Below are 12,624 nucleotides of genomic sequence, written 5' to 3'. Positions count from 1 at the left end.
AGGATGGGCACGCCTGACCGGCCTTGCCGCCAGGCTCGGCCTACTTCCATGGGTTCACGGGTCGAGTCCAGGCCGGGTTGAATCGTTCCGCGACCTCTCCGGCCTGTGACCGAAACCTCGGAAGCCCATCGGCGTTCGCGCTATTTAGTGGGATATCATAGAGGTCGGACCAAGTTGGCAAGGCGCGACCGGCAGGGCGCGCTCGGCCAACGCCGCTATACTCGGCGGCTTGGTCGAGGCGTATTCATGTCGTGCTCGCATCTGGCTCCGAGCATGACCCCGCGTCCGTCGCATCCTTGATGAGCCAGACCATTAACGACGCAGGGTGATGAATCAGAAGACCTCAGATCAAGCCATGCCTAGTGCGGCTGGCAACCTGGACGCGGCTCTTGGTCTCTCCGTCGAGGAGATCCGCGAGCGAGCGTTGGCGGCGCTGCATCAGGGACGCTTTTATATCGCCGACGAGCTTCTGCAAGGCGCCGATATCCAGCTTACCGCCATGGTCGAGAGTCTGCGAATCTATCAGGCCGAGTTGCAGATCCAGAACGAGGAATTACTGCGCAGTCAGCGGCAGACGCAGTTTGCGTTGGAACGCTTCGCCTCATTTTTCAACGGATTGCCCGTCGCCGAGCTGGTGGTCGACCGTCATGGTCTGGTCAAGGAGGCGAATCTCGCCGCCCAGGCGCTGTTCAATCTCAAGCACACCCATTTCCATCAGCATTATTTCAATCGGCTGATCGACGAGGCGGACCAGGCGGCGGTGACCCGAGCCTGGAACCGGCTCGCGGGAGAGAACACCCTCAAGCTCTCCGAGATCCGGTTTCGCGGAACCCATTCGGATGGCTTCATCGGTGACCTGCATGTCGCCACGCTCGTTGACTTGACTGGCGGGATCGACCAATACGTGTGCGCGGTGGTCGATCGCACCGAGTCCGTGCGGCAACGCCGCTCGCTCGCCGAGGCCAGCGAGCGGCTCAGGCAGCGTGAGATGGATTTGCAGGAGCGGCTGAAGGAGCAGGCCGCCCTCTACGATGTGCTGGCCGAGACCAGTCGGCCCGAGGTGCCGCTGGAGCAGGTCTTGCAGCGAGTGGTGGAGCGTCTGCCGGCGGCTTGGCGGTTTCCGGAGCTGGCCGAGGCGCGGATCCGGCTGCCGGAGTTCGCGATCGAGACGCCTGGGTTCGTGCCGACGGACTGGACCCAGCGCACGCGCATCAGGCTTGGCGACGGACAGGAGGGCGAGATCCTGGTGGCCTATCGCGAGCCGCCCTGGGATTCCGATGGGCCGCTCTTCCTGGACGAGGAGTTGGCGCTTCTGGAGGCGGTGGCCTCGCACATCGCGGTCTATTTCGCGCGGCGACAGGATGAGCGGCAACTGCATGACAGCCGCGAGCGCTACCGGGTACTCGCCGAGTTCAGCCCAGATTGGGAGTATTGGCTTGGCCCCGAGGGCGCCTATCGCTATGTGTCTCCAGCCTGCGCCGCCTTGACCGGCTATCGGGCCGAGGACTTCATGGCCGATCCGAACCTGATCACGAGTCTGATTCATCCCTCGGATCTGGAAATCTGGAACGAGCACTACGCGCACGCCCTCTCCTCGCACATCCAGGACCAGGGTTGCCTGTACTTCCGCATCCGCGCCCGCGATGGCCGGGAACACTGGATCGAGCACATCTGCAACCCGGTGATCGCCGAGGATGGGCGTTATCTCGGCCGGCGTGGGGTTTTCCGCGACATCACCGAGCGTAAACGCATCGAGTCGGAGTTGCGCAAGCTCTCCCTGGCGGTGGAGCAGAGTCCCGAGAGCATCGTCATCACCGATCTGGAAGGACGTATCGAGTTCGTCAACGATGCCTTCGTCGCGACCAGCGGCTACTCGCGCTTGGAGGCGATCGGCCAGAATCCCAGTCTCCTCAAATCCGGCCTGACGCCGGTCGAGACCTACGCGCGGCTCTGGAAGCAGCTCGCCCGAGGCGAGATCTGGCACGGCGAGCTGATCAATCGGCGCAAGAACGGTGAGATCTATCTGGAGGTTTCCACCATCTCCCCGATTCGCCAGCCGGATGGCCGCGTCACCCATTTCCTGGCGGTCAAGGAGGACGTGACCGAGAAGCAGCGTCTGGCCGAGGAGCTGGACCAGCATCGTCATCATCTGGAGGAGTTGGTCGAATCGCGCACCCTGGCGTTGCGCCGGCAGAGCCATTCACTTCAGGCCCTGATCGACAACCTGCCGCACATGGCCTGGATGAAGGACCGCGAGGGCCGTTTCGTCGCGGTCAATCGAGTCTTCGCCGAGAGCAATGGCCGTGAGCCTCGGGAGTTGATCGGGCTGACCGATTACGACTTTTGGCCGCGCGAAAAGGCCGACTGTTACCGGGCGGTCGACGAGGAGGTCATGGTGAACCGCTGTCAGAGGACCGTCGAGGAGCCGATCGGGAGCGAACGGGACGCGCTCTACGAGACCTTCAAGGCGCCGATTCTCGACGATGAGGGTCGGGTGCTCGGCACGGTCGGTTTCGCGCGCGATATCCGCCCGCAGCGCGAGATGGAGGCCGAACTCGCCCGGCGCGCCGATCAGGCCGAGATCGCCGTCCGGGCCAAGAGCGCCTTCCTGGCCAACATGAGCCACGAGATCCGCACGCCCATGAATGCCATCCTGGGCCTGACGCATCTGTTGCGCCGCGATCTGGTCAAGCTCGCCAATCGCGATCGGCTGGAGAAGATCGACAGCGCCGCGCGCCATCTGCTGACCGTCATCAACGACATCCTGGATCTTTCCAAGATCGAGGCCGGCAAGCTCGAGATGGCTCACGAGGATTTCGCGGCCGGCATCCTGATCGATCAGGTGTCCTCGCTGATCCAGGACGAGGCCAAGTCCAAGGGGCTGACCCTGTCGGTGGAGATCGATCCGGCCTTGCCCTGGATGCGTGGCGATGTCACCCGCTTGCGTCAGGCGCTGCTCAACTACGCCAGCAACGCGGTGAAGTTCACCCATGGCGGCGGCATGACCATGCGTGCGCGTCTGTTGGGCGCGGATGCCGATGGCCTGCTGGTGCGTTTCGAGGTCCAGGACACGGGTATCGGCATCCCGCCGGACAAGCAGTCCAAGCTCTTCCAGTCATTCGAGCAGGCGGACGCCTCGACGACCCGTCGCTACGGCGGCACCGGTCTGGGCTTGGCGATCACCGCGCAACTGGCCCGCTTGATGGGGGGCTCGGCGGGCGCGGAGAGCGCGCCGGGCCAGGGCAGCACCTTCTGGTTCACGGCCAAGCTGGAGCGCGGTCAGCCGGGACAGCGCGCCACCCACGTCCATTGGGTGGCCGCGGAGTCCGAGATGCGCGTGCGTCACGCCGGCGCGCGTCTGCTGCTCGCCGAGGACAACCCGATCAACCGCGAGGTCGCGCTCGAACTGCTGGCCAGCGTCGGTCTGACGGTGGAGACGGCGGAGAACGGCCGCGAGGCGCTGGAGATGGCGGCGGTGGGCGACTACGACCTCATCCTGATGGACGTGCAGATGCCGGTCATGGATGGACTCGCGGCCACCCGCGCCATCCGCGCCCTTCCAGCCTGGCGCAGCAAACCCATCCTGGCCATGACCGCCAATGCCTTCGAGGAGGACCGGCGCGCCTGCCTGGAGGCGGGGATGAACGACTTCGTGCCCAAGCCGGTGGAGCCGATGGATCTGTTCGATGCCTTGTTCCGCTGGCTGCCGGCCTCGGCCGAGGCGGTCGATTCCCCGTCGGCGACGACGGCGCAAGCCGTCTCGTCGCCGCTCGGACGGGACTCGGAACCCAGGACCGAGACCCCCACGAACGATGACATCCTGACGCGGCTCGGCGCCTTGCCCGGCGTGGATACGCGCCAGGGTCTCTCGACCCTGAGAGGCAACCAGGAGAAATACCTGGCGCTGTTGCGTCGCTTCGTCTCCGCGCACGCGCAAGATCCGCTCCTCATGGCGGACGCGCTGGAGTCCCAGGACTACGTCCGGCTCCATGAACTGGCGCACGGCCTCAAGGGTGTTTCCAGTACGCTCGGTCTCACGGGCATCGCCGGGGAGGCGAAATACCTCGAAGGTCTCCTGCGCCAGGATCCGCCGCCGGATCCGGGCCGCCTCGCCGACGCGATCGGGATGGTCGACCAGGCCACCCGTCCCTTGCGAGTCGCCCTGGAGCAATCGGCGCCGCCGCCGCTCGATCACGGACCGCCTCCGGTCGATCCCGAACAGGTCTGTCATGTGCTCGGTGAGCTGGCCTGCCTGCTGAGGGAAGACAACGCCTGCGCGATCACCCTCTGTCAACGTGAAGCCCGTCAGCTTGGCGCGCTCATGCAGGCGAGCTATGTGGAACTGGAGCGCCTGATCGCGGACTTCGAGTTCGAGCGCGCCCTCGCGCTCATCGATCGGACCAGTAAACGCCTGCGCCTGGATTGTCGCGGGATCCCCGAGGACTGAGCCTGGTTTGAACGCCACTACAAAGATTTATAGATCCTGTCCCTCCTGCGAAATCCCGCTGATCCTGTCTATTCGAGCCGGGCACGGATAGGAACCGTTCTGGAAATCGCCCAAGGTCGAAGCGGGCGCTCCAGTTCGTGCGCGGCCTCGGCGTTGTCTATCCGTGACCGATTCCTGGGAACGGGTGTGCTCGGGTGGCCTATGCTTTGAAGTCCGGAATCCCATCGGCAGGAGACAGTCATGCAGGTGACCGCTTTTTTCTTCGGCATCCTCGCGTTCGTGATCTACGCGGTCTTCATCCGCGCCTTCTACACCGTCAAGCCCGATGAGCGGGCGATCCTCACCTCCTTCGGTCGCGCCCAACGGCTCGGTCGACTGATGGTCGAGGATCCCTCGCTCAGCGACGAGGAAAAACAGCGCTACCGTTTCCCGCGTCTGCGCGTCATCGGTCCCGGTGGCCCCTATTTCAAATGGCCCTGGCAGGAGGTGCACAAGGTGCGGGTGGTCACCCAGGCGATCGACCTGACCTGGGATCCGACCAAGGCCCAGAGCACCGTCGAGGCGGTGACCAAGGACAATCTCACGACCGGCGTCGGCGGCCAGATCCGCTTCCGTGTCTCCGAGAACAACCTCTATGCCTATTTCTTCGGCGTCGACAGCCCGCTGGAGCACGTCATGGGCTATTTCATCTCGGTGCTGCGCGAGCGGATCGCCAATTTCACCGATCCCAAGGGTGACAACCTCATCGGCGAGACCGAGCTGGGCGCGGTCGGGACCGCCTCCGAACTGTCGGAAGGCGTCTCCATCAACGATCTGCGCAAGAACCTGCCGGTGCTCAACGGCTACATGGAACAACAGTGCCGCTCCACGGGCGCGCGCTACGGGATCGAGCTGGACGCCGCGCTCATCACCCAGATCGATCCGCCGCCCGAGGTCGACCGCGCCCTCTCGGCCATCAACACCACCCGCAACCAGGTCGCCGCCGACATCAGCACCGCCCGTGCCGACGCCGAGCAACAGATCACCATGAGCAAGCGCGCGGTGGAGATCGCCCGCAACAACGCCCAGGCCGAGGTCGCTCCGCTCAAGGAACTGGCCGACACCCTCACGCGGATCAAGGCGTCCGGTGGACCAAACGCGCTGCGCGTCTACATCCGCAATCTGCGCTTGCCGCTGCTCGGCCGCGCCGCCCGCATCGTCCAGACCACGACCGCGACCCAATAATTCAAGGAGGCGCGCCATGACTTTCGATCTCGATTTCGCGATGGGTCCCGTCATCGCCTTCACGCTCGGTGTCCTCTACATCCCGATTCTGCTTCTGATCGCGCGCAAGCTCGGGCTCTATTCCATCGTGCGCGAGCGCGAGGCCCAGGTCTTCACGCTCTTCGGCAAGGTGATCGGTACGCTCGACGAGCCGGGTATTCGCTTTCCGATCGGACACTTCGGACCCAAGGCGCTGCTCGTACCCTTTTTCGGCAAGCTCTATCAGGTTCCCACCACGCTGCGTCAGCATTATCAGCGCGACCAGATGGTCAACTCGGAGGAAGGCACGCCCATGGGGGTCGGCATCTGGTACGAGATGCAGGTCAGTGATCCGGTGTCCTATCTCTTCAGCAACGCCAATCCGGAGGGCTCGCTCCAGGCCAACGTCGCCAGTTCCACCATCTCGACCCTGAGCAACCTGGAGATGGACAAGATGCTGGAGGACCGCCACCAGTTGAGCCGCCGGGTGCGTGCCGCCGTCTCGCCGCTCTCGGAGCAATGGGGTTACAAGCTGGGCTCGGTCTACATCCGCAAGGTCGCCTTCACCGATCGGCAGATGGTCGACAACATCACCGAGAAGGTCGTCAAGCGTCTGGTTCAGGTCACCAGCGCCATGAAGCAGGACGGCGACAACCGGGTCGGCCTGATCAAGAGCGAAACCGCCTTCAAGGTCTCGCAGAAGATGGCCGAAGCCGCCGCCGCGCGGCCGGCGATCGTCGGCGAGGCGCTCAACGCCATCGCCCAGCGCGACCCCGAGGTGCTGAACGCCGTGATGGAGGTCATGGAGACCGAGCAGCTCATCGGCTCCGGGGCCGTGGTGGACGTGCTGCCGCTCAACTCGGAGATCCTGGTCCAGCTTTGAGCGGAGCCTGGCCGTCGCCGGCTGGAGAACAGGTCGGCCACACTCCCTGGCGGCTGGCGGCTGGCGGCTGGCGGCTGGCGGCTGGCGGCTGGCGGCTGGCGGCTGGCGGCTGGCGGCTGGCGGCCTTATTCTTGCCGACCTTTCAACCGGGTCTTCGTCAGGATAGGGCGTGCTGGACTGTATCTGTTTCGACTTCGATGGAACCCTGGTCAACAGCATGGAGGTCGCCTTCGACGCCTTCGTGCGGGTGGGGCCGGAGTTCGGCTGCAAGCCCTTCACGCGCGAACAGCTTCTGGATTTGCGCGGACTGCACGTCCGCGAGGTGATCCGCGCGGTCGGCGTTCCGCTCTATCGCGTCCCCCAACTCGCGCGTCGGATGCGTCGGATGATGCGCGCCGGGCTGATGGACACGCCTCCGGTCGAGGGCATCGGGGAGGTTCTGGAAGTGCTCGCGCGGCGCGGCTATCGGCTCGTCGTCCTCTCATCGAACGCCGAGAACAGCGTACGCGACTATCTGGCGCGTCATGATCTGAACGGCTTCGAGCGGGTCATCGGCGATACCGGCCTGTTCAGTAAGTCCAAGGCCCTGCGCGAACTCGCGCATGGGATGCGGATCGCCCCCGAGCGCCTGCTCTACGTCGGCGACGAGATCCGCGACATCGAGGCCGCGCATCGCGCCGGCGTCCGCTCGGCGGCCGTGGGCTGGGGCTACAACACCCTGGAGCGCCTCGCCGATCTCCGGCCGGATCTGCGGCTCGATCGCCCAAGGGATCTGCTCGATGTCCTGGAGACGCGCACCGGTGGTGAACGAACCTGAACCCCAACATGCCGTCGGCGGCGGGGACGATGGCCGATACGCGCACTTTTGGCCGCACCCCGAATCCGATGCCCGCTTGACCACCGCTGGCGATCCTTGTAACGTCACTCTCTTTTTTAACGTTTTCAACGTTCCTCTTTCCAGCGGGATTCTCGAGCGTCGATGCCTCCTGGCGCCGCGATCGATCGGACGCCATGGCGCGCCCGTCGAGCGCGCCGACATGGCGGACGCCTCCTCGATATTCCCTGGGGCGTGGGCCGAGTGGAGGTCGCTCAAGGTGGCACTGACTGAAGCGCAACCCGATGGGGCTGTGGTGGAGCTGAGCGGGGCGGAGATCGTCATCCAGGCCCTGGTCGACGAAGGGGTGGAAATCGTCTTCGGCTACCCCGGCGGATCCGTCCTGCACATCTACGATGCCCTGTTCAAGCAGGGGTCGCTCAAGCATATCCTGGTCCGCCACGAGCAGGCCGCCGCCCACGCGGCGGACGGCTACGCCAGCGCGACCGGCAAATGCGGCGTCTGCCTTGTCACCTCGGGGCCGGGGGCGACCAATGCCGTCACGGGTATCGCCACCGCCTATATGGATTCGATCCCGATGGTGGTGCTGACCGGTCAGGTGCCCACGCCCTTCATCGGCAGCGATGCCTTCCAGGAAGTCGACACGGTCGGCATCACGCGACCCTGCGTGAAGCACAACTTCCTGGTCAAGGACGTGCGCGATCTCGCCATGACCATCCGCAAGGCGTTCCATATCGCGACCACCGGCCGTCCGGGTCCGGTGGTGATCGATATCCCCAAGGACGTGACGGATCCCAACATCAAGATCCCCTACGTCTATCCGCGCGAGATCAAGATGCGCTCCTACAACCCGGTGGAGAAGGGGCACCCGGGGCAGATCCGCAAGGCGGTCGACCTTATGCTGGAGGCCAAGCGACCGGTGTTCTATACCGGCGGCGGCGTGGTGCTCGGCGATGGTTCGGCCCAGCTCACGGAACTGGCGCATGCCACCGGCTTTCCGGTCACCAGCACCCTCATGGGACTGGGCGCCTTCCCCATGACCGACCGGCAGTTCATCGGCATGCTCGGGATGCACGGCACCTACGAGGCCAACATGGCGATGCACGAGACCGACGTGCTGATCGCCATCGGGGCGCGTTTCGACGATCGGGTGACCGGCAAGATCGAGCACTTCTGTCCGCACGCACGCATCATCCATATCGACGTGGATCCCTCGTCGATCGCCAAGAACGTCAAGGTCGACGTCCCCATCGTGGGCCAGGTGGCGAGCGTGCTGGCGGACATGCTGCGGCTCTATCAGGAGCGCAAGCCCTCCTCGCCCGAGGCCCCGGTCGCCGAATGGTGGACCAAGATCAACGAGTGGCGCGGGCTGGACTGTCTCAAGTACGATCGTTCGAGCGCGGCGATCAAGCCTCAGTTCGCGGTCGAGACGCTCTACAAGGTCACCAATGGGGAACTCTATCTGACCTCCGACGTGGGTCAGCACCAGATGTTCGCGGCCCAGTTCCATCCCTTCGACAAGCCGCGCCGCTGGATCAACTCGGGCGGGCTGGGCACCATGGGCTACGGCCTGCCGGCGGCGATGGGCGTGCAATTGGCCCATCCCGAGGCGCAGGTGGCCTGCATCTCTGGCGACGCCAGCATCCTCATGTGCATCCAGGAGCTGGCGACCTGCCAGCAATACCGGCTGCCGATCAAGGTGGTGCTGCTCAATAACGGCTACATGGGCATGGTGCGTCAGTGGCAGGAACTCTTCTACGAGAGTCGCTATTCGCACTCCTACGTGGACGCGCTGCCGGATTTCGTGAAGCTTTCCGAGAGCTTTGGCCATGTTGGGATGCGCATCGAACGGCCCGAGGATCTCGAGGACGCCATGCGCGAGGCCTTCGCCATGCGCGATCGTTTCGTCTTTCTCGACGTGATCGTGGATCCGACCGAAAACGTCTATCCGATGATCATGGCCGGCAAGGGGCATCACGAGATGCAGCTCTCGCCCAGCCACTCCGACCGCGAACTGGCCTGATACCAGAACCGACCCGATTCGACACGAGACCCGCCTATGAGACACATCATTGCCGTGCTGCTGGAGAACGAAGCCGGCGCGCTCTCGCGCGTCGCCGGTCTCTTCTCGGCCCGTGGCTACAACATCGAATCACTCACGGTGGCCCCCACCGATGACCCCACACTGTCGCGCATGACCCTGGTCACGACCGGCAACGACGAGATCGTCGAGCAGATCAAGAAGCAGTTGAACAAGCTCGTCGATACCGTGAAGCTGCTGGACCTGTCCGAGGGCTCGCACATCGAGCGCGAGATGATGATGGTCAAGGTGCGCGCCGAGCGCCAGGACCGCGAGGAACTCAAGCGGCTCGCAGACATCTTTCGTGCCAACATCATCGATGTGACCGACACCAGTTATGTCATCGAGATGACGGGCGCCTCCAAAAAGCTGGATGCCTTCATCGATGCCCTTCCCGAGGGGCTGATCATCGAGGTCGTCCGTTCGGGTCCCACGGGCATCGCCCGCGGCGCTAAGGGTCTGACGCTGTCGTAATGGGTCGCGCGACCCATTGGAGACACGGCCAAGATGACCGCCACCGCTTACGACGACGACATCATGGCCTGGGCCGATGAGCAGGCACGGCTGCTGCGTGCTGGACGGTTCGAGCAACTGGACATCGCGCACATTGCCGAGGAAATCGAGGACGTGGGGAAAAGCGAACGCCGCGAACTTGCCAGCCGCATGGCGCTCTTGCTGGCCCACGGGCTGAAATGGCGGCATCAGCCAGAGCACCAGGGCAACGGTTGGCGCCGCACGATCAAGGAACAGCGCAACGCCATCGTGCTGTGCATCAGGAGCACCCCCAGCCTGAAGGTCAGTCTCGACGATGCCGACTGGTGGGCGGGCGTCTGGTCGGATGCCGTCGCCAAGGCATCCGAAGAGACGGGTTTGGACGATTTCCCGGAATCCTGTCCGTGGCGCGTCGACGCGATTCTCGATCCAGACTGGTTTCCTACCGCGCTTGCTGGATCCGAACGCGCGTCCGTTGGCGGATGACCATCTGCTTTTCACGAGTAGGGTAGGCTGGGGTGAACGGGAGTGAACCCCTGCATTGGCGGCGTCTGCTGGGGTTCGTTTCTCACCCCAGCCTACCGGGCTTCGATCTGGCTATTTTGATTGATCGATTGAAGGGACTCGGCTGATGCTGCCTAGAATAGCTAATGCGGAATTTGTCTAGTGCCATAATTAAATTTCTGTCTAATTTACTGTTAGGCTTGGGATCTTCCAGCTAACGATCAAAACAACTTGGAGGGAATAAATGTCTAAAGTTATTTGCCCATTATGTCATGGGCGCGGGGAAGATGTTGAAGTGCCTTGCCCTGAATGTGGAGGTTCAGGCTATGATTCTCTTCATGAAAACCCATTTGCTCAATGTGATGAATGCTGTGGAGAAGGCACAGTAGACGTCGATGTATGTCCTCGCTGTGGCGGCGAAGGGGTTATTGGTGATGATGACGAAGATGAAGATGACTGGAATGAAGATGAAAGCGAGGAGGAAGGCGGCGACGAATAACGCTGACAATGGCTTTATAGGTTATCAGGCTTAATGCTAATTTGTTAGATTAATTTGGCTGGCACGACGGAACAATCCAGCGAGATTGATGGCGACCTCAAAAAATATTTTTTATCATGGACTTAAAATTAATAGCCTTGATAGATCGCTAAACTCTGGAAATGCCGCAGATTCAGGCGAGCGCAAAATACAAATATATTCAAAGTCTTGCGCAAAAGTAGCAAAGTAGTATTAAATTAGATGGTATTATTTGAAGAGTCAAATCAAGCGACAACCAATGAGGTAACAAGATGAGCGCATGGATTGAACAGATTTTTAGTTCGCAACAAGCAAATTCCGGAAACGTAGTGAGACGAAGTATTCGTGATGTTGAATATTATGCGTCTATTGCTGAACTGGTCGACGAAGTGAAAGCGCGCAACTATCACCTTGTTCGGTGCGGCGATCAAGTTGTTATTATCTGCAACAATTCCGGAAATATACAGATACTCGTTTAAATATTTAATATTGCCCGCTTTCTCCGGCTCATAGTATCTATTACAGTAAGAACAATAAACCGGGGCAGACCACGTTAAATATCGCCTAACGAAGTGCTTCCGCTGAGCTTGGCGTTGGCCAGCGTAGCCAGCGTAGGATGGGTAGAGTGACCGTGGCACGACGTTGATGATTGAGTACGGAAGCCCGTCGGTCACGAAACCCATCGAACCACTGAACTGGAAGGCAGACTTGAATGCTCCCGGTATCCCCGGAGCGCTGTTTGTGGTGCGAACAGGATGCTTCGGCGCGTGTGATCGATGGGTTTCGCTGGAACATCGGGCTCAAGTCTTGCCATCAAGCATTGGCCTAACAAGCCGACCCAGCGCGGCCAGCATCAAGCGTGGAGTCGCGCATTGATCGGCTTACTATGGTCGTTAGGGCACATGAAGAGCAGAGGCACATGCCAGAAATCGCGCGTTTCTACGGAATCATCATCAAGCTCTTCTTTGGCGACCATCCGCCGCCGCACTTCCATGCGGTCTATGGGGAACACAATGCCATCTTTAGCATCGAAACCCTCGACATGATAGAGGGCGATTTGCCCGCAAGAGCAAGAAAACTCGTCGTAGAGTGGGCAACCTTCTACCAATCCGATCTCGAACAAATGTGGAAAATGCAAGAATTTAAGAAACTGCCGCCACTTCAATAGCCATGATTATTCCAAGAATCCAAAGCGCCATACCGGAAGAAGGTCATTTCCTCGTTGTTCTGTTCTCCAATGGAGAAAGAAAGAGATACGATATCAATCGCCTCGCAAGTAGCGAGATGTTTTTTCCTTTAAAAAATCCAGCATTCTTCAAGAACGTATCTATTGAGCCAGGCGGCTATGCTGTTTCATGGAACTCAGAAATTGATATTAGCGAATATGAAATTTGGGAGCACGGAGAAATAATTCCCTAAGAGGATGTCTAAAAACTAAACCCTTGATTTCAAAGAGCCTGGCACCATAAAATCCGCCAAATCTATACAAAATACGGATTCTAATTCGCGGATTATGATGACTTCAGACCTGGAAAAATGGCCTTTGAGATATCCGAGCGACCTTTCCGATGAAGAATGGGAAGTCCTTCGGCCAATCTTTGACGAACTTGAACCTTATAAGACT

10 protein-coding genes are annotated in these 12,624 nt (G+C 61.3%); all 10 read left to right on the top strand.

Going from position 1 to position 12,624, the window contains the following annotated elements:
* The first annotated feature begins 355 nt into the window (after positions 1-355).
* The 10 genes from CKO27_RS17690 (at position 356) to CKO27_RS17645 (ending at position 12,419) form a co-directional block, all read left to right on the top strand.
* Positions 356-4,447, top strand: a complete 4,092-nt coding sequence (locus tag CKO27_RS17690; RefSeq protein ID WP_242470973.1) for a PAS domain S-box protein — start codon at positions 356-358, stop codon at positions 4,445-4,447.
* 240 nt (positions 4,448-4,687) lie between these two features.
* Positions 4,688-5,671, top strand: coding sequence for an SPFH domain-containing protein (locus CKO27_RS17685; protein WP_200376245.1), 984 nt, complete (start codon positions 4,688-4,690; stop codon positions 5,669-5,671).
* A 16-nt stretch (positions 5,672-5,687) separates the two neighbouring features.
* On the top strand, positions 5,688-6,572 hold the full coding sequence (locus CKO27_RS17680) for an SPFH domain-containing protein (RefSeq protein WP_200376244.1): 885 nt from the start codon (positions 5,688-5,690) through the stop codon (positions 6,570-6,572).
* A 169-nt stretch (positions 6,573-6,741) separates the two neighbouring features.
* Positions 6,742-7,389, top strand: a complete 648-nt coding sequence (locus tag CKO27_RS17675) for an HAD-IA family hydrolase (protein WP_200376243.1) — start codon at positions 6,742-6,744, stop codon at positions 7,387-7,389.
* 277 nt (positions 7,390-7,666) lie between these two features.
* Positions 7,667-9,430, top strand: coding sequence for an acetolactate synthase 3 large subunit (locus tag CKO27_RS17670; protein ID WP_200376242.1), 1,764 nt, complete (start codon positions 7,667-7,669; stop codon positions 9,428-9,430).
* Positions 9,431-9,466: 36 nt separating this feature from the next.
* On the top strand, positions 9,467-9,961 hold the full coding sequence (gene ilvN / locus CKO27_RS17665; RefSeq protein WP_200376241.1) for an acetolactate synthase small subunit: 495 nt from the start codon (positions 9,467-9,469) through the stop codon (positions 9,959-9,961).
* Positions 9,962-9,994: 33 nt separating this feature from the next.
* Complete coding sequence (locus tag CKO27_RS17660) at positions 9,995-10,465, top strand: DUF29 domain-containing protein (protein WP_200376240.1); 471 nt, start codon at positions 9,995-9,997, stop codon at positions 10,463-10,465.
* 262 nt (positions 10,466-10,727) lie between these two features.
* On the top strand, positions 10,728-10,982 hold the full coding sequence (locus CKO27_RS17655; protein ID WP_200376239.1) for a hypothetical protein: 255 nt from the start codon (positions 10,728-10,730) through the stop codon (positions 10,980-10,982).
* Between the two features lie 937 nt (positions 10,983-11,919).
* Positions 11,920-12,168, top strand: coding sequence for a DUF4160 domain-containing protein (locus CKO27_RS17650; RefSeq protein ID WP_200376238.1), 249 nt, complete (start codon positions 11,920-11,922; stop codon positions 12,166-12,168).
* 2 nt (positions 12,169-12,170) lie between these two features.
* Positions 12,171-12,419 carry a DUF2442 domain-containing protein gene (locus tag CKO27_RS17645; RefSeq protein ID WP_200376237.1) on the top strand — a complete coding sequence of 83 codons (249 nt, stop codon included), beginning with the start codon at positions 12,171-12,173 and terminating at the stop codon, positions 12,417-12,419.
* Positions 12,420-12,624: the final 205 nt, after the last annotated feature.

It is taken from the genome of Thiocystis violacea (assembly GCF_016583575.1).
GTDB classification, from domain to species: domain Bacteria; phylum Pseudomonadota; class Gammaproteobacteria; order Chromatiales; family Chromatiaceae; genus Thiocystis; species Thiocystis violacea.
Note: the sequence above shows the minus strand (reverse complement) of the source record. Positions and strands in the feature narration are given on the sequence as shown.

Excerpts from the sequence above, each read along its gene's own strand:
- CKO27_RS17655 (WP_200376239.1), top strand. The coding sequence starts at position 10,728 with ATGTCTAAAGTTATTTGCCCATTATGTCATGGGCGCGGGGAAGATGTT.
- CKO27_RS17690 (WP_242470973.1), top strand. The coding sequence starts at position 356 with ATGCCTAGTGCGGCTGGCAACCTGGACGCGGCTCTTGGTCTCTCCGTC.
- CKO27_RS17645 (WP_200376237.1), top strand. The coding sequence starts at position 12,171 with ATGATTATTCCAAGAATCCAAAGCGCCATACCGGAAGAAGGTCATTTC.
- CKO27_RS17685 (WP_200376245.1), top strand. The coding sequence starts at position 4,688 with ATGCAGGTGACCGCTTTTTTCTTCGGCATCCTCGCGTTCGTGATCTAC.
- CKO27_RS17650 (WP_200376238.1), top strand. The coding sequence starts at position 11,920 with ATGCCAGAAATCGCGCGTTTCTACGGAATCATCATCAAGCTCTTCTTT.
- CKO27_RS17660 (WP_200376240.1), top strand. The coding sequence starts at position 9,995 with ATGACCGCCACCGCTTACGACGACGACATCATGGCCTGGGCCGATGAG.
- CKO27_RS17680 (WP_200376244.1), top strand. The coding sequence starts at position 5,688 with ATGACTTTCGATCTCGATTTCGCGATGGGTCCCGTCATCGCCTTCACG.
- ilvN (WP_200376241.1), top strand. The coding sequence starts at position 9,467 with ATGAGACACATCATTGCCGTGCTGCTGGAGAACGAAGCCGGCGCGCTC.